The organism is Rhodopirellula baltica SH 1, assembly GCF_000196115.1.
In the GTDB taxonomy this organism is placed as follows: Bacteria; Planctomycetota; Planctomycetia; order Pirellulales; family Pirellulaceae; genus Rhodopirellula; species Rhodopirellula baltica.
This window is the reverse complement of sequence record NC_005027.1, coordinates 6,522,723-6,540,078: the sequence shown is the minus strand read 5'-3', so window position 1 is coordinate 6,540,078 and position 17,356 is coordinate 6,522,723. Positions and strand designations below refer to the sequence as shown.

Here is a 17,356-nt window from a genome sequence, read left to right as displayed (position 1 = left end):
ATTCGAGCCCCTCCGCCCTCTTTTGGGATCGTTTCCGTGCCGCGTCGCGACGACATCAAGAAGATTCTGCTCATTGGCAGTGGCCCGATTGTTATCGGCCAAGCTTGCGAATTCGACTACTCAGGAACCCAAGCCTGCAAAGCGTTGCGTGAAGAAGGTTATGAGGTCGTGCTGGTCAATAGCAATCCAGCGACGATCATGACCGACCCGGCCACCGCCGACGCAACGTACATCGAACCGTTGACTTGGCAGATCGTCGAAAAGGTCATCGCCAAAGAACGCCCCGATGCATTGCTGCCGACCCTGGGTGGCCAAACTGGCCTGAACGTCGCGATGGACCTCGACGCCAACGGCGTGCTCGAAAAATACGGCGTCGAAATGATCGCCGCCAACGCCAAGGTCATCGCCAAAGCGGAAGAACGCGAACAGTTCAAACAAGCGATGGACAAAATCGGCCTGGATGTCTGCAAAGGCTTCACCGTCCGAACGCTCGCCGATGCACGCAAAGCCCTCGCCGAAGTTGGCTTGCCCGCCGTCGTTCGACCATCCTTCACGATGGGCGGCAGTGGTTCTGCGATTGCCTACAACAAAGACGACTTCGATTCGCTGGTCCAAAACGGACTGGATCAATCGCCCGTCACCGAAGTCTTGATCGAAGAATCGATCATCGGCTGGAAAGAGTACGAGATGGAAGTCATGCGTGATTGCGACGACAACGTCGTGATCATTTGTGCCATCGAAAACTTCGACCCAATGGGTGTCCACACGGGCGACTCCATCACCGTCGCCCCCGCCCAAACGTTGAGCGACAAAGAATACCAACGGATGCGTGACGCTTCGCTGGCTGTCATTCGCGAAATCGGTGTCGAGACCGGCGGCAGCAACATCCAATTCGCGATCGAGCCTGACACGGGCCGAATGATCGTGATTGAAATGAATCCGCGAGTCAGTCGAAGCTCGGCGTTGGCCAGCAAAGCAACCGGTTTCCCGATCGCAAAGATCGCTGCGAAATTGGCCGTGGGATATCGTTTGTGGGAATTGCCCAACGACATCACGCAAAAAACCAAAGCCTGCTTCGAACCGACGATCGACTACGTCGTCACCAAGATGCCTCGATTCGCGTTCGAGAAATTCCCCGAAGCCGACGCGACACTGACGACTCAAATGAAGTCGGTCGGCGAAACCATGTCGATCGGACGAACGTTCCAAGAGTCGTTCCAAAAAGCCCTGCGTGGCTTGGAAGTCGGCGCATTCGGATTTGGCAGTGACCCGAAGGATCTCTGGGGAACCGAAGATCAACCAAGCCGCGACGAAATCCGTGCGAAGTTGTCGACTCCCGGTTCCGAGCGAGTTTTCTACATCCGCTATGCATTCAAGGACGGAATGACGGCGGCGGAAATTCATTCGCTGACCAACATCGACCCATGGTTCCTCGATCACCTGCAACAACTGATCGAAACCGAAGACAACCTACGCGCGATCGGAAAGCTGGACGCGATCGATGTAGACACAATGCGAGACGCCAAACGTCGCGGATTCTCGGATCGTCAAATCGCGACGATCACGTCGAAAACGGAATCCCAAGTCCGAGCGAAACGTTTGGAAATGGGCATTCGACCGGTCTACAAAAGTGTCGACACCTGTGCGGCTGAATTTGAAGCTTTCACGCCGTACTACTACAGCACCTACGAATCCGAAACCGAAGTGCCAGCCAAGGGCGACAAGAAACGTGTCGTGATCTTGGGTGGTGGCCCCAACCGAATCGGTCAGGGCATCGAGTTCGATTACTGCTGCTGCCACGCTTCGTTTGCCCTGCAAGAGATGGGCATCGAATCGATCATGGTCAACAGCAACCCAGAAACAGTCAGCACCGACTACGACACATCGGACATCTTGTTCTTCGAACCCTTGACGATCGAAGACGTCCTGAACATCTGCGACGCGATGCAGCCTGATGGTGTGATCGTTCAGTTCGGTGGCCAAACGCCGCTCAACTTGGCTCGTGGATTGGAACAGGCCGGCGTGCCGATCATCGGCACCAGCGTCGACACGATCGACACCGCCGAAGACCGTGAATTGTTCAGCAGCCTGATCGACGAACTCGGCCTGCGGCAACCGCCATCGGGCATCGCTCGCAACATGGACGAAGCGCGAGTCGAAGCCAAACGCATTGGCTATCCGGCGCTTGTTCGCCCCAGCTTTGTGCTCGGCGGCCGTGCGATGGAGATCTGCTACGACCACTCCCAGTTCGCTCGCTACGTTGCCGAGGCATTCATCGTCGCCGATGGACAGCCTGTTCTGATCGACCGGTTCCTCGAAGACGCTACCGAAGTCGATGTCGACGCGATCAGCGATGGCAACGATTGCGTGATCATGGGGATCATGGAACATATCGAAGAAGCTGGTGTTCACTCGGGTGACTCGGCTTGCTGCATCCCACCGTTCAGCCTGACTCAACCGGTCCTGGCCGAAATTCGCGATGCGACGAGAAAGCTGGCCGCACGCCTGAACGTGGTTGGGCTGATGAACATTCAGTTCGCCGTCAAAATGGAAGGCACGCAGCCAACGCTTTACATTTTGGAAGTGAACCCGCGTGCCAGCCGCACCGTGCCGTTCGTTGCCAAAGCGACCGGAGTTCCTGTCGCAAACTTGGCGACCAAAGTCATGGCCGGCAAGACGTTGAAAGAACTGAACGTCACGGAAGAACCCATTCCACGCCACGTTTCGATCAAAGAAAGCGTGTTGCCATTCCGGAAATTTGCCGGCGTCGACATTGTGCTCGGCCCCGAGATGCGAAGCACCGGCGAAGTCATGGGTGTCAGCGAATTGTTCTCGATCGCGTTTGCCAAAAGCCAACTCGCTGCGGGGACCGTGCTGCCAGAATCTGGCAAGATCTTCTTGTCGCTCTCTGCCAACCACAAAGAAGCCGCCGAGTCACTCGGCAAGTCTTTGATCGAGTTGGGTTTTGAACTTTTGGCGACCGAAGGAACCGCGGTTCGTTTGGAAGCCAACGGAATCGCTGTGACCCGGGTCAAGAAGCTCTCCGAAGGTCACCCCAACCTGATCGACTACCTGAAAAACGACGACGTTCAGTTGATTCTGAACACTCCGTCAGGCAAGGGAGCTCGGACTGACGAAGGCAAGATCCGAGCTGCCGGCGTGCAACATGGCGTGCCGTGCATCACCACTCTGGCCGCCGCGGAAGCCGCCGTGCGAGCGATGGTTGCCATGCGTGACACTCCGATGGAAGTCGAATCGCTGCAACGTCGGTACGCACAGAACGTCTGATTGCATTGTGAACGTTTCAAGAAACAGCCGCCTTTGAGCGGCTGTTTCCGTTCACAGAGGATGCGTCGAGTCATTAACATGGGGGTCCTCCATCCCATTTCATCAGGCGACGACGACATGACTCATCGATTGAATGGTTCGTTGACCTTCCTGGTCGGCATGCTGTTATTTGGCGTGGCGGTCCCCGGCTCGTTGCTGGTTTCGGCTTCTGCCTCAGCCGCTGAACCGGTTCGTTTCAGCTCGAAGGTTGGCGAAACGGTCACCTACAAGATCAACATTCAGATCGGGATCGGTAAAGACGCGGGCAAATACCCTGGCACGTTGACTTATCAAGTCAAATCCGCCACGCCGGAATTGATTCAGCTGAACGTGACCGGCCATCTAGAAGGCACGTACTCTCGCTCGTCATCCTTCTTCCGCAGCAGCAACGATTCGCCTTTGCCAACGCTGGAATCGGTGTCTTGCCGAGGGGCGTTGCTGGGAATCACACCGCTCGGAAGCGTCGAGGTCGCGCAGCGGGATGAGATGATGGGATTGCTGCTCGGCACGCTCGGCCAACTTGCCATCGTTCCACTCCCTCCGGCCAATGCGATCCCCGTCAATCAACGAGCGGCGGACAATGGTGCCGATGTCGCAGTGACCTGGAACGAATCTGACACAACCACCATCGCCCGGGTCAGCAGCCCCTTTGGAATGACGCCTTTGTTTGCCAGCCACGCGGGCCTGAACAATAAAAAACTTTCCATCGCAACCGAGAAATGGAAGTACGTTGCTCATCCAGCGGTTCGAAACCGGATGAAGATTGACCATCAATACGAGTTGTCCGCTCCCGAATCCGACCCACCACTGAAGATGCAAGGTGAAGGCATCGCGTTCTTCAACTTAGACGATGGCTTCTATGAACAACTGCAAATCAATCGAGTGATCTTCCAAGTCGACGATGGCGTGGAAATCAAAGTTCCCGTGTCGATCTCTTTGGTTCGCGAGACTCAGCAGGAACGCAACGCCAAAATCGCTGCGGCAAAGGAGGCTGAACTCAAACGCACACGCCCCTTCACCGATGCTGAACGCAAAGAATGGATCAAGGCTCTCGGTCCCGAATCTTCCTTCACGATCGCTCATCGCGCGATGATGGAGCTCAACTCGAGGAATCAACGCCAAGATCCCGAACTCGCGCAGGCACTTCTGCAGCGAGCCGAGATGTCCAAGGATAATCGGAAATCCTCCTTTTATTCGGCTGCGGCCCGCTACGACGAATCGCTCAAGCAGATGGCAGAGGATCGTCGCGACTACAGCCGCGGGATTGGGACGGTGAAGCGGACCGGTGGGCCAGTCACAACGGCCAGCCGTTTGGTTGTCGGTCAGATTCTGGCCAAATCACGAGAACGATTCAGCGGCTACGAAGCGGTCGAAGTCAAAGAAATCCATGCTCGCAACGAAGTCTCGGTGCAGTCCGTCGGTGGTCATGGTCGAGTCGAACGCGTCAATGTATCGATGTTGCGTTACCCACCCGATACGGTTCAGCAACCTGTCGACACGCGGCCCGCACCGCGAACTCGGCGTGTGGCTCCAAAACCCAAGGTGGCGATCGATGAACCGGATGAGATGGACGACGAAGATCCCCAAGCTGAAATGGATGTCATCCGGACCTGGACGGACAAAACCGGGAAATTCAAAATCGAGGCATCGTTCCTGGCGGTGAAGGATGGCAAGCTTCGCCTGAAGTCCGCCGACAACAAAACGATCGAAGTCCCGGTGACAGCACTCTCAAAGAAGGACGCCGACCTGGCGGAACGATTCCAAAAGGAATCCGAAGCCGCCGCCAATCCATTCCAAGTCGTAACGGAATAGCGATCAGCCTCAGGACGCCGGGTTGCCCCTCACCTAGCGTGCTGCCTCGGTCTACCCAACCGCGGAGCGGTGGCATTTGTCAGCCTCGGGTTTCAACCCGAGGTTCCCGGCAGGTGCGTCCAATGAAAAGCCGCGGAGTGGCGACAGGTGGGATCATCATGTCCCCGGCTGTCGTCGCTCCGCGACTTGCTCACCATCGAGATTCAACCCAACCTTGGGTTGAAACCCAAGGCTGCCAGATTCCGTCGCTCCGCGACTGATTGCGTGCGAGCCGGCGTCACCTGCACCGCTTCCCCCGACAACTTCCGAGGGCCCTGAGAACCGGTTTCGGAGACATGGTTCCCAGGAACCTGGACTGGCTTAGAATCAAGGGCTCACGACCACGAAATGGGGTCGATTTTCGCCAGCCCTTCTCGTCATCCGTCTGATTTGAATGACTTCCGATCTCACTGCCGCCCCCGATTCCACCGCCGAACCGCCGGATCGTTCGAAGTACCGTCTGCTGGTGGTCGACAATGAGGCTGCCCACGCGCGGGCGATGACGGAGAGCCTGGAAAAGGTTGGCTACGTTTGCGAGGTCGCGACCAGCGGCCCCGACGCCGCCGCACTGATCCAGCGAGAAACGTTCGACATCATCATCACCGACATGGTGATGAACGATGTCGACGGAATGAAAATCCTGGCTCTGGCAAAAGAACGATTGCCCGAATGCGAAGTCGTCATGGTGACCGGGCACGCGACGGTGCCGATCGCTGTCGAAGCGATGCAGCAGGGCGCGTTCAATTTTCTCGAGAAACCGATCACCCCCAGTCGCTTGCGAGCCATCGTCGAGAAGGCGGCCGAGAACGTCGAACTCCGACGGACAAACACCGAGTTGATGCAGCGGCTCGACGAGCGTTTTGGCTTCGAAGGCATCATCTACACCAGCAAAAAGATGCAAACGGTCATCGACCGTTTGCGACGCATTGCCGCCACCGACGCGACGGTGCTTATCACCGGTGAATCCGGAACCGGAAAAGAAATGGTGGCGCAGGCCATCCATCAAAACAGCCCCCGCAAAAACAAACGCATCGTTGCACTCAACACGCGAGCTGTTTCTGAGAACTTGGTCGAGAGCGAACTGTTCGGCCATGTCAAAGGTTCGTTCACCGACGCGGTCTCCGACCGGGAAGGTGCGTTTGAATACGCCAATGGCGGGACGCTGTTCCTGGACGAAGTCGGCGACATGCCGATGAGCACCCAGATCAAATTGTTGCGAGTGCTGGAGGAAAGCCAGATCACTCGCGTCGGTGGGAACAAGTCGATCAAGGTCAACGTTCGTTTGATCTCAGCGACCAACCGACCACTCGAAGAAATGATCGATGCAGGAACATTCCGAAACGATCTCTACTTCCGTTTGAAAGTCGTGACGATCGAGTTGCCGCCACTCCGAGAGCGACGCGATGATGTGATCGCTCTCATGGACCATTTCCGAAAAATGTTCTTGCGGCGACATGGCAAATCGTCTGCCCATTTCACTCCCGCAGTGACCAAGAAATTCTTCGCGTACGACTGGCCCGGCAACATCCGCCAGCTTCGAAACTTCGTCGAAACCATGGTGGTGCTGGACACCGATGGGTCACTCGACGAAGACGACTTGCCGCCGGAACTGATCGACGAGACACCTCAAGAGGGCGAAGAATCTCAAGGCCCCGCTTTGATCGAAGGCAACATGAGTTTCGTCGGCAGACCACTCGCTGAAATCGAACGCTGGGCGATCGAAGAGACGCTGAAACTGACCGGCAACAATCGAGAAGAGGCGGCAAAGATCCTGCAAATCGGTGCCCGAACTCTTTACCGTCGACTCGACCAATACAAAAAAGATGAAGACGAAGCAGCAGCTCAATCGTAGACCTTCACCTCGGTAACACAGCGCTTTTCCACTCGCAAGTTTCGACCCTTTCAATTGCCACCGGATTTAAGAATGCAACCTTTGCCTTTTCCCATGATGACGCTGACCTCCGAAACCAAACTTGACCTCGAGAAAGCAGGTGTGTTGGTCCTCGGAGTTGAACCGTCTGCTGATTCAGGGGAATCTTCCGACGGCAAAACGACCGCCAACTGCATCGCCGTTTCTTCGTTGCCAGAATCGCTCGCCGCGACGGTAAAGAACGCGTGCAGTTCCGGCGAAGTGACCGGCAAACCTGGTGAGCTGACCAGCTTCGCCACTGGCAATGCTCAAACACCTTGGATCGTGCTTGCGGGGTTGGGCGCAAGCGACAAACGAACTCGCGGGTCTGCGATTGAACTCGGTGCCGCGGTGGTTCGCAGCTTGGCCAGCAAGCCACGCCAGCAGATCACTTTCGCGTTGGGCGATGGCGTCGCCACCGAAAACCACGATGCCGTCGTCGCCGGTGCGGTCTCCGGATGCGAAGGCCAACATCTGTATCAACGTGAACCTTCCATCTCGGTTCCCGAAGCAATCGCGTTTGTTGGTTACTCAGCCGAATCCGTTTCACGTGGTGAAAAGCTCGGCCAATCGATCAATCACACTCGGCGTCTGGTCAACGAGCCACCGTCGATCATGAACCCAACCGGCTTCGCTCAATACGCTGAGAAAATCGCCAGCGACTGCGGACTCACGTGTGAAGTCTGGGACGAGAAAAAACTGGAAGCTGAAAACTGCCGAGCGATCTTGGCCGTCGGTCGAGCATCAACCAGCCCACCGCGTTTGGTGATGCTGCGTCACGATGGCGGTGGCGACGAAGCCCCGCTTGTCGTCGTCGGCAAAGGCGTCACGTTCGACTCCGGCGGTTTGTCACTCAAACCCAGCGATGGCATGGTCGACATGAAATGCGACATGGCTGGCGCGGCAACTGTTGTTGGCGTGATGAACGCACTGGCGAAACTGAAGGTGCCACGCAACGTCATCGGATTGTGTGGGCTGGCTGAAAACATGGTCAGCGGCGACAGCTACAAACTGGGCGACGTGATCGAAACCCGCAGCGGTAAAACAATCGAGATTCTCAACACCGACGCCGAAGGCCGCGTCGTGTTGGCCGACACCCTGGACGTCGCCGTGCAACAAAAGCCTCAAGCGATCGTCGACTTGGCCACGCTCACCGGTGCTTGCATGGTGGCCCTCGGAATCGACGTCGCCGGATTGATGACCAACAACCAAGCCCTCTGCGACGCAGTTCAAAGTGCGGCGGAATCTGAGTGCGAACCCGTTTGGCAATTGCCGATGTTCTCGCTGTACGACGACAAAGTCAAAAGCAAAGTGGCTGACATCAAGAACGTCGGCGAAGGTCGTTGGGGCGGCGCGATCACCGCCGCGAAATTCCTGGAGAACTTTGTCGCCGACGTGCCATGGGTTCACATCGACATCGCTGGCCCCGCCTTCGTTGACTCCCCCAAACCTCATCGCGACGCAGGTGCCACCGGCGTCATGGTACGAAGCCTCGTCCGCTGGATCGAAAACGCTTCGTAACCAAAGGTCTCCAAGTCGTTCGGATAATCCCCGCAGCCGGATTCGCCAGAATTCGGTTCACGATCCCGTAGGCCATGTTCCACATGGCATCTGCGCCGATGCTTTGGAACAAAGCGAGGCGTCACCAAATCGCTTTCGCGAGAGCAATATTCACCGGCCAAGCACCATCGCCAGGTACAACCTGGCCTACAGCAGCCACCCCGACTCGTAGCCGGATTCGCCAGAATTCGGTTCACAATCCCCGTAGGCCATGTTCCACATGGCGACCGCGCCGATGCTTTGGAACAAAGCGAGGCGTCATCCAAACACATTCGCGAGAGCAACCTCCACCGGCCAAGCACCATCGCCAGGTAGAACCTGGCCTACAACCGCCGCTCCGACTCGTAGCCGGATTCGCCAGAATTCGGTTCGCGCGGCGGCGTCTGAACTCTGGCGAGTCCAGCTACGAAGCTTTGATCAACGGCTCGATCACTTTGCCGCCGAACTGGCTGAGCTGCTTGAATCGGCCGGCGTGATAGTACGTCAGCTTGTTGTCATCGAGCCCCAGCAATCGCAACAACGTGACGTGGAAGTCACGAACCGGCCGCACCTCTTCGACCGCCGTCATCCCAGTCTCATCGGTCGCCCCGATCGTGTGCCCCGCGTTGACGCCTCCGCCAGCCATCCAAATCGTCATCGCGTTGGCGTTGTGATCGCGTCCGTACGCGGTTCCGCCTCGAACGCCGTTGTCGGGTGAGCGTCCGAATTCGCCGCACCACACGACCAAGGTGCTCTCGAGCAATCCGCGTTGCTTCAAGTCTTGGATCAATGCCGCGATGGGTTGGTCGACACCTCGCACCAAGTTCCCGTGCGCCCGTTCGATGTAGTCGTGACTGTCCCAAGTTCCGTTGTACAACTGAACGAAACGCACGCCCTTCTCGACCATCTTGCGAGCCAACAAACACTTGCGCCCAAAAGCATCGGTGGCATCGTTCCCGATCCCATACAGAGCGAACGTTTCTTTCGTCTCGCCGGAAAGGTCCATCGCTTCGGGAACTTCGGTCTGCATCCGAAACGCCAACTCGTAACTCACCAAACGCGCGGACAACTCATCATGTCCAGGATGCTTGGCCGCATGTCGCTGGTTCATCCGCGAGAGCAGATCCAGATTCAGGCGCTGCCGTGCTCGGCTGATTCCGGCCGGAGGTTGCAGATCCAGAATCGGCGACCCTTTGGCTCGCAGGGGAGTACCCTGATAGAACGCCGGCAGATAACCGTTGCTCCAATTCGCCGCTCCGCCTTGCGGGTACGACACCTCTGGCAACACGATGAACCCGGGCAGACTTTGATTTTCGGAACCGAGTCCATAAGTCACCCAAGCCCCGATGCCGGGATCACCACCGAAGCGATTGCCGCAGTTCATTTGATACATCGCGGTGGGATGATTGACGCTATCGACCTGACACCCTCGGTAGAAACAAAGCTCGTCCGCGACCTTCGGCAGATGCGTCCAGTTGTCTGCCATCGGCGCACCGCTCTCACCATGCCGCGAAAACGAAAAAGGGCTTCGGACGAAGTAACGTTTGCCGCTCTCCATCGCGGATTTCTGTTGGCCTTGGCGAACAAACTCCTGCAAGTGCAACTGGTTGAGTTTGGGTTTGGGATCGAACGTGTCGATGTGCGACGGCCCACCTTCCATCATCAAGAAAATGCAGTTCTTCGCCTTGGCCGGGACATGCCCAGACTTGGGCTGCATCGGCGCGGCTTCGCTGTTTTCGGCACGACTGTCTTCAGCAGATGCTTCGTCCGCCAACATCGACGCCAGCGCAATCCCGCCCAACGATGTTCCCATCCGAAACAAACTTTCGCGTCGTGGGATCACAAACATTGCATCCACCTCGATAGGAACAAACGGAGCCGGATGAATTCAATACACATAAACAAACTCATTGCAATTCAGCAGCACCAAACAAACATCCGCCAACGCCCAGGTCCGCCGATCCACATCGGCGGGTTGCAAATCAGGTTGAAAGTCCACATTGGCGTGCAAGCGTTCGACAAACTCAAACTTTTCGCCCGTGTTCTCTTCCACCGCTTTGCGTACCACTTCCAAAGGCGGCCGGTCACGTTCAGGTGGCGACGCCGGAAGGATTTCATTCACGCGCGACCAATGCGTCAGCATTTCCTCCACCTCTTCGCTCGAGGGCGATCGTGACAACACCAGTTCGAAACACCGGGCGATCGCTTCCTCGTCCGAGTGCGTTTCCCGGCGGACTCGATCGGCCAATGCCAAAGCACGAGCGTGCGTGCTTTGCCCATTGAAGAGGCTGAAGACCTGAGGCGTGACCGTGGATGCGGATCTTCGCTCACATGAGAAATCGGGCGATGGCAGGTTGAAGACTTCCAAGAACGGATCAATCAATCCACGAAGTTTCAACACGTAGATGGATCGCCGATGACGCTCTTTCGGTTTTGGGTTGGGGACCCAAGCGGCCGCGAATGTTCCCATGACCTGTCGAGGCTGCAACGCAACCTCCTGATTGATCTCGGGCCGACATGGGATCCCACCCCGAACCAGGTTAAGCTCTCCAGTCACGGCCAACATCGAATCCCGCAGTTCTTCAGCACTCAACCGACGAGGTTGAAATCCCAGAGACGGCTGAGCAGATGCACTGGAAGTGGAACGACAATAAACATCTGAATTCATGATCTGTCGATGCATCGCTTTGATCGACCAGTTCTCTTCCACCAACGTGGCCGCCAACCAATCCAGCAACTCCGGGTGCGTCGGCGGCTTTCCGGTTGCACCAAAGTTGTTGGCGTTGCCCGCGATAGCATCTCCGAAATGCCATTGCCATAAACGGTTGACGATCACGCGAGACGTCAAAGGGTTCTCTGGGGCCGCCACCCAATTCGCGAATGCGGCCCGGCGCCCTTCGATGGCAACCGGAATGTCCGCCGCGACCTGATTCTCTATCACGCTGAGCACGCCAGGGGAGACCGCTTCTCCGGCAGAAAAGGGATCGCCACCGGTCAAGATCACGCTGGATTCCAGCTCTCCCTTCTTCAACCGATCCTGCGGCATTCGAATCGGACTCATGACCGACGTTCGCGAAACGGTTCGTCCGCTGTAGACCGCCAAAGCATACGGTTGGTAACGATCTTGTTCCCAGCGTAAACGTTGCAATCCCTTTCGCGCGACGCGTTCCTTCCCAAATTGCTCCGGCGTGAACCCGACCAACTTTGGCGGGTAGTCGCTCTCCGGAACTCCCGCCGCGCGCATCGCATTGCGAGCGGAGGTGAACAGCGACTTCGTTTTCCCGTCGGATCGCAACCGCTTCAGTTCCTTGTTCCACGCAGCCGGATCCTTGCCGTTTTCCGCAAACCAAATTTGTGAGTTTTTCAACAGCACTTGTTCGATCTCTTCGAGCGTCCGTTCGTGAATTTGCTTCGAACGATCGAGATAACGTTTTTCATCAAAGCCAGCCTGGTTCTCATCGTCTAAGAATTCCGCCTTCCGCTCGGCGAGCTGTGTCGTCGCGAAAACAGCTTGAACGGAGTAATAATCTCGCGTGGGAATCGGATCGAACTTGTGATCATGACAGCGGGCACACTGCAACGAATGCCCCAAGAACGTTTCACCGACACTGTTGGTCACATCGTCAAGGAACCGTTGACGAGCCACCTTGGCGACCTCCATCGAGGTCAACTCCCAAGGTCCCATCCGCAAAAAACCAGTCGCGATCAAACACTCTGGATCGCTGGGATCGATCTCATCGCCCGCGATCTGTTCTCGGATGAATTGGTCGTACGGTTTGTCTTCGTTGAAGGAGCGAATGACGTAATCGCGATACCGCCACGCGTTCCCTCGTTCAAAATCATTCGCGAATCCGGAGGAGTCAGCGTAGCGAACCACATCCAACCAATGCTGAGCCATCCGCTCGCCGTAATGAGGCGACTGCAGCAACCGCTCGACCAACTTTTCGTATGCTGCATGATCGTCGGCGGGGTCTTGGAGAAAGCGTTTCACATCTGAGGGAGTTGGCGGCAATCCGGTCAGGTCGTAAGTGGCTCGGCGAATCAATGTTCGGCGATCGGCTCGCGGTGCCACATCGTTCGCATCAGTCCAGTCGGCTTCGATCAAGACGTCGATCGGATTTCGATCCGTCTTCCGCTCGGGCTTCTGCACCGGTTGATAGGCCCACAATCCGGCTGGGTCATACTTCCGGTTTGTCCAATGTTCATCGAGCCCACCGGAGGTTGCGACGGTGATGCCATCTTCGGCGGACCACTCGTCTTCATAGAAAGTTTGGATCTCGGCCACGCGTCCCTTGTCCGGCCAAACCGCACCGGAGGCAATCCAATCTCGCAGCCAATCCAGTTGCTGCTTGGAAAGTTGCTCGGATTCCTTGGGTGGCATCTCCGACCAATCATCGCTGGTTCTTGTCGATGCCAGATACAGTGGGCTGAGTTCAGGCTCACCAGGAACAACCGCAGCTTCCCCGCTGTCGCCGCCAACTTCCAGGCCAGCGAACGATCGCAGATCCAACGAACCTTCGATCAAATCAGGATCCTGCCCGTGACATCCCAGACACTTTTCGCGAAGCAGCGGCGTCACCCGGCGAACGAACAACGATTCCGATTCCGACACGCTGAACGATTCTGCGATGTCATCGGCAAACAGTTGGCCATTCATCAAGATCGCCAGCAACAATAGCGTCAGCGGTTTCCTGATGGTCGTCAGAATGCGAACTCGCATGCGATGGTGGGTCAAGGGAAAGGAATCCTTCGCGTCCTGCCAGACGCATCGGGCTTGCTGTTTTAAAAGTCAACCGAACCCAACCAGGGTAACCCATGCTGACATGTGGTGCTCTATGGAGCCTCATTCAGCCGACGAAAAGGTCGCCGAAAAACTGACCCTGACCGACGCTTCGTAAGTTCTTTCCAACACACACGATCGGTCAATCGCGCAAACTGCTTTCGTGTTTCCAGCGCCACGCGGCATCTCGTTTGAACGACAAGCCTGCCTCGGGGAATACGATAGTTGACCTCGATTGCAATTGTCCCCACACCATTCCGATCATCGACCACTCCATGCACCATCGAATTTGGATCCTACTCGCCGCCTGCCTGACGACTTGCTCTCCCGCCTGGGCTCAAACCGCGAGCGAGTCCCGTCCCAACGTGATCTTGGTGGTGACCGACGACCAGGGTTACGGCGACATGTCTTGCCACGGCAACCCTTGGCTCAACACACCCAACTTGGACCGCCTCGCGACGCAAAGCGTGCGGCTGGAAAACTTTCACGTCGATCCGTTTTGCACGCCCACCCGAGCCGCATTGATGACGGGCCGTTACTGCACACGTGTGGGTGCTTGGGCGGTCACCGAAGGTCGCCAGTTGCTCGATCCCGACGAAACAACCATGGCCGAAACTTTCCGCGAATCGGGCTATCGCACTGGCATGTTTGGCAAGTGGCACCTGGGTGACCCGCCGCCGTTTGCACCTCGCGAGCGAGGGCTTGAAACCGTGGTCCGGCACATGGCGGGCGGGGCAGACGAGATTGGAAACCCGACCGGCAATGACTACTTCGATGACACCTACTACCGAAACGGAACACCTGAATCGTTCGACGGATACTGCACCGATATCTGGTTCGAAGAAGCGATTGATTTCATCCAGAAGGAATCGGAACAACCATTTTTCGCTTACATCCCCACCAACGCGATGCACAGCCCGTACTTGGTTGCCGATCGTTATTCCGATCCGTTCAAGCGGCAAGGTATCGAACCCCAACGAGCCGCCTTCTATGGAATGATTCAAAACTTTGACGAGAACCTTGGCCGACTCCTGAAGAGGCTCGACCAAGACAACCTGCGTGACAACACGATGCTGATTTTCATGAGCGACAATGGCACAGCGCAAGGAGCCAGCGAACAAAATCGCAAGGTCGGATTCAACGCGGGCATGCGAGGCAAGAAGGGCTCAGTCTACGAAGGAGGTCACCGTGTTCCCTGTTTCGCAAGCTGGCCGGCGAAGTGGGATGGCAATCGTCCAGTCGACCAATTGACTTGTCATCGCGATTGGTTGCCGACCCTGATCGAGCTTTGTGATTTGAAGCGACCAGCCGACGTGACTTTCGACGGGCGTTCGATGGCGGGACTGCTCAGTCATTCCTCGCAGCAGTGGCCTGAACGAACCCTGGTCATTGAACGCCAACCGGACAACGTCGTCTCGGCAACGAAGACGCAGGGCAGGGCACAACCGCCGTTTGTCGTGCTGACAGACCGCTGGCGATTGGTCCGCGACGAACTGTACGACATCCAAAACGATCCGGGGCAGATCAAGAACATCGCCGCCGAGTATCCCGAGGTCGTGCGTGAACTGCGTGCTGAATACGACGCCTACTTTGAGGACGTTCACGGGAGCCGCAAGGACGTGATTCGATTCGTCGTCGGAAAGGACACCACGCCCATGCTGATCACCGTCCGAGACTGGCACCCGACCGAAGGCCGAGTGATTTGGAAACCGTCTCAGTTGCCGGACAGCAGTTTGCTGATCAACGGTTTCTGGGAGATCGAAGTGGCGGAAGCGGGACGATACGCAATCAAACTGCAACGTTTCCCCGGCGACGCATTGGCTCCGATCCAAGCCGACCAGGCTCGCCTTCGCGTGGGCTCGATCGAGCAAACCCGAACGCTGAAGCCGGAAGATCCATCCGTCACGTTCGAGATCGATCTTCCCGCTGGTCCGCATCGATTGCAGACCTGGTTGCGTGACGCGGCCAGCCAGAAGACTCGCGGTGCCTACTTCGTGGAATTCACCAAGGTCGGGCCGAGCGAAGCATCTTCGCGCCGATGAACGCGAGGTGGGGCGGGATCGTGTGTTCGATTTCGCCGGGCTTGGAAGCCCAGCGTACTGTTCCTGATTTCGCCGGGCATGGCAGCCCAGCGTACTATTCTTGATTTCGCCGGGCTTGGAAGCCCAGCGTACAATGGACTTCCTAGTCCGTTGAACCGACCAGCGCAAATCACTCCTCTGCTGTGCCGCTCCCCTCCCCACTTCCTCGCGTGACTCATGCACCTGGCCCCCTCTCTCGCATCACCTTCCATCCACAACCCAAGCCGCCTGTGGATGCTCGCCACACTCATCGCGTGCATTGCCAATCACGCGACCCCGGCAAACGCGGAAACGCAATCCAATCCCTCCAAACCCAACGTGCTGTTCATCGCCGTCGACGACCTAGCATCGGCATTGGGGTGCTACGGCGATGTGGTTGCCAAGACACCCAACATCGATCGCTTGGCAGCGACGGGAGTCTGTTTCCGCCGAGCGTACAACCAACTGCCACTGTGCAATCCGACTCGCGCGTCCGTGATGACGGGTCTGCGTCCCGATCAAATCAAAGTCTACGACCTCGATCGACATTTTCGTGACGAAGTGCCAAACGTCATCACGTTGTCGCAAGCGTTTCAACAGGCCGGCTACTTTGCAGCTCGAGTTGGCAAGATCTATCACTACAACGTGCCAGCGTCGATCGGAACGGATGGCTTTGACGATCCACCCTCGTGGAACCAAACGGTCAATCCAAAGGGACGTGACAAAGACGACGAGCATCTCATTTTCAATGCCGAACCGCATCGCAAGATCAGTGGCGCACTCAGTTGGTTGGCTGCCGACGGGGAGGACGAAGAACAGACCGATGGCATGATCGCGACGGAAGCCATCCGAATCATGCGAGAGAAGAAAGATGAACCATTCTTTTTGGGTGTCGGTTTCTTTCGACCACACACACCTTATGTCGCACCGAAGAAATACTTCGACATGTACCCGCTGGAGTCACTGCGATTGCCCTTCGCTCCCGCCGGTGATCGCGAGGACATTCCCACGGCGGCGTTCGCTCACAATTGCCCGGTTCCCAATTATGGACTCGATGAAACAACGCTGTTGAAAGCGACTCAGGCTTACTACGCGTGCGTGTCGTTTATCGACGCTCAAGTCGGACGCTTGCTCGATGCACTGGAAGAACAGGGACTGGCCGACAACACGATCGTGGTGTTCTGGAGCGATCACGGTTACCACCTCGGCGAACACAATGGTGTTTGGCAGAAGCGAACGCTGTTCGAAGAAGGAGCCAAAGCGCCGCTGATCATTCGCGATCCATCGCAGTTGGGACTTGGTTCCTGCAATCGCATCGTCGAGTTCGTTGACATCTATCCAACGCTCACGGATGTGGCTGGGATTGAATCACCGAGCGGATTGGCAGGTCGCAGCTTGAAGCCTTTGCTGAACGATCCGGTTGCCAACTGGAACGGCACGGCAATCACGCAAGTCTTGCGTCCCGCGGACGATCGGTTGCCCGAGCAAGTGATGGGATGCAGCATTCGCACGCATCGCTATCGATACACCGAATGGGCCGAAGGTCGGCACGGGGTCGAGTTGTACGACCACCAAAGCGACCCGAATGAATTCCACAACTTGGCCTTGGATCCGGATGAGCGGGCGGTTGCCGTCATCCGTCGATTGCGTCCGTTACTGCGAGCGAAAGCGTCGGGTGAGACCCCGACGGTGCCGGTCAATCCGGCTCGGTTGTAAGCAGGTACGCAGGAATGATTGGATTGAATCCCGTGAGCCGTTCAGGCGTTAGCCTGGACTGCTGCACACGGGGTGTTGTGAAGCCGATTCGCTTGCGCAAGTTCATCTTCAAATTGCCCTGACTCCCCTTGCTTCGAGGTCGTGCAGTTTTACTTCACCCTCCCTTGGGACATT

9 protein-coding genes are annotated in these 17,356 nt (G+C 56.9%); 7 read left to right on the top strand and 2 right to left on the bottom strand.

What is annotated here, in order from left to right; genetic code table 11:
- Positions 1-36: 36 nt before the first annotated feature.
- The 5 genes from carB (at position 37) to RB_RS28685 (ending at position 9,123) form a co-directional block, all read left to right on the top strand.
- Positions 37-3,288 (top strand): carbamoyl-phosphate synthase large subunit, encoded by a 3,252-nt coding sequence (carB, locus tag RB_RS25170; protein WP_011123580.1) that lies wholly within the window; start codon positions 37-39, stop codon positions 3,286-3,288.
- 117 nt (positions 3,289-3,405) lie between these two features.
- Positions 3,406-5,139, top strand: coding sequence for an SHD1 domain-containing protein (locus RB_RS25165; RefSeq protein ID WP_164923040.1), 1,734 nt, complete (start codon positions 3,406-3,408; stop codon positions 5,137-5,139).
- A 433-nt stretch (positions 5,140-5,572) separates the two neighbouring features.
- Positions 5,573-7,030: a sigma-54-dependent transcriptional regulator gene (locus tag RB_RS25160; protein ID WP_011123577.1), complete on the top strand. Its 1,458-nt coding sequence runs from the start codon at positions 5,573-5,575 to the stop codon at positions 7,028-7,030.
- Between the two features lie 72 nt (positions 7,031-7,102).
- The gene (locus RB_RS25155; protein WP_164922489.1) at positions 7,103-8,608 is read left to right on the top strand and encodes a leucyl aminopeptidase; all 1,506 of its coding nucleotides are present in this window, start codon (positions 7,103-7,105) and stop codon (positions 8,606-8,608) included.
- Positions 8,609-8,682: 74 nt separating this feature from the next.
- Positions 8,683-9,123 carry a DUF1589 domain-containing protein gene (locus RB_RS28685; protein WP_390174939.1) on the top strand — a complete coding sequence of 147 codons (441 nt, stop codon included), beginning with the start codon at positions 8,683-8,685 and terminating at the stop codon, positions 9,121-9,123.
- Here RB_RS28685 and RB_RS25145 read toward each other — a convergent pair.
- Together RB_RS25145 and RB_RS25140 are read right to left on the bottom strand one after the other, a co-directional pair.
- The gene (locus RB_RS25145; protein WP_011123574.1) at positions 9,051-10,484 is read right to left on the bottom strand and encodes a DUF1501 domain-containing protein; all 1,434 of its coding nucleotides are present in this window, start codon (positions 10,482-10,484) and stop codon (positions 9,051-9,053) included. The genes RB_RS28685 and RB_RS25145 overlap by 73 nt on opposite strands.
- Before the next feature lie 30 nt (positions 10,485-10,514).
- On the bottom strand, positions 10,515-13,361 hold the full coding sequence (locus RB_RS25140; RefSeq protein WP_011123573.1) for a PSD1 and planctomycete cytochrome C domain-containing protein: 2,847 nt from the start codon (positions 13,359-13,361) through the stop codon (positions 10,515-10,517).
- A gap of 266 nt (positions 13,362-13,627) precedes the next feature.
- On the opposite strand from RB_RS25140, the gene RB_RS25135 reads away from it, so the two are divergent.
- Together RB_RS25135 and RB_RS25130 are read left to right on the top strand one after the other, a co-directional pair.
- Positions 13,628-15,448, top strand: a complete 1,821-nt coding sequence (locus RB_RS25135) for an arylsulfatase (RefSeq protein ID WP_164923039.1) — start codon at positions 13,628-13,630, stop codon at positions 15,446-15,448.
- Positions 15,449-15,721: 273 nt separating this feature from the next.
- Entirely contained in the window at positions 15,722-17,182 is a 1,461-nt protein-coding gene (locus RB_RS25130; protein ID WP_164922487.1) for a sulfatase, read from the top strand.
- Positions 17,183-17,356 lie beyond the last annotated feature (174 nt).

Coding starts and splice junctions, on each gene's coding strand:
- RB_RS25165 (WP_164923040.1), top strand. CDS start 3,406: ATGACTCATCGATTGAATGGTTCGTTGACCTTCCTGGTCGGCATGCTG.
- RB_RS25160 (WP_011123577.1), top strand. CDS start 5,573: ATGACTTCCGATCTCACTGCCGCCCCCGATTCCACCGCCGAACCGCCG.
- RB_RS25155 (WP_164922489.1), top strand. CDS start 7,103: ATGCAACCTTTGCCTTTTCCCATGATGACGCTGACCTCCGAAACCAAA.
- RB_RS28685 (WP_390174939.1), top strand. CDS start 8,683: ATGTTCCACATGGCATCTGCGCCGATGCTTTGGAACAAAGCGAGGCGT.
- RB_RS25130 (WP_164922487.1), top strand. CDS start 15,722: ATGCTCGCCACACTCATCGCGTGCATTGCCAATCACGCGACCCCGGCA.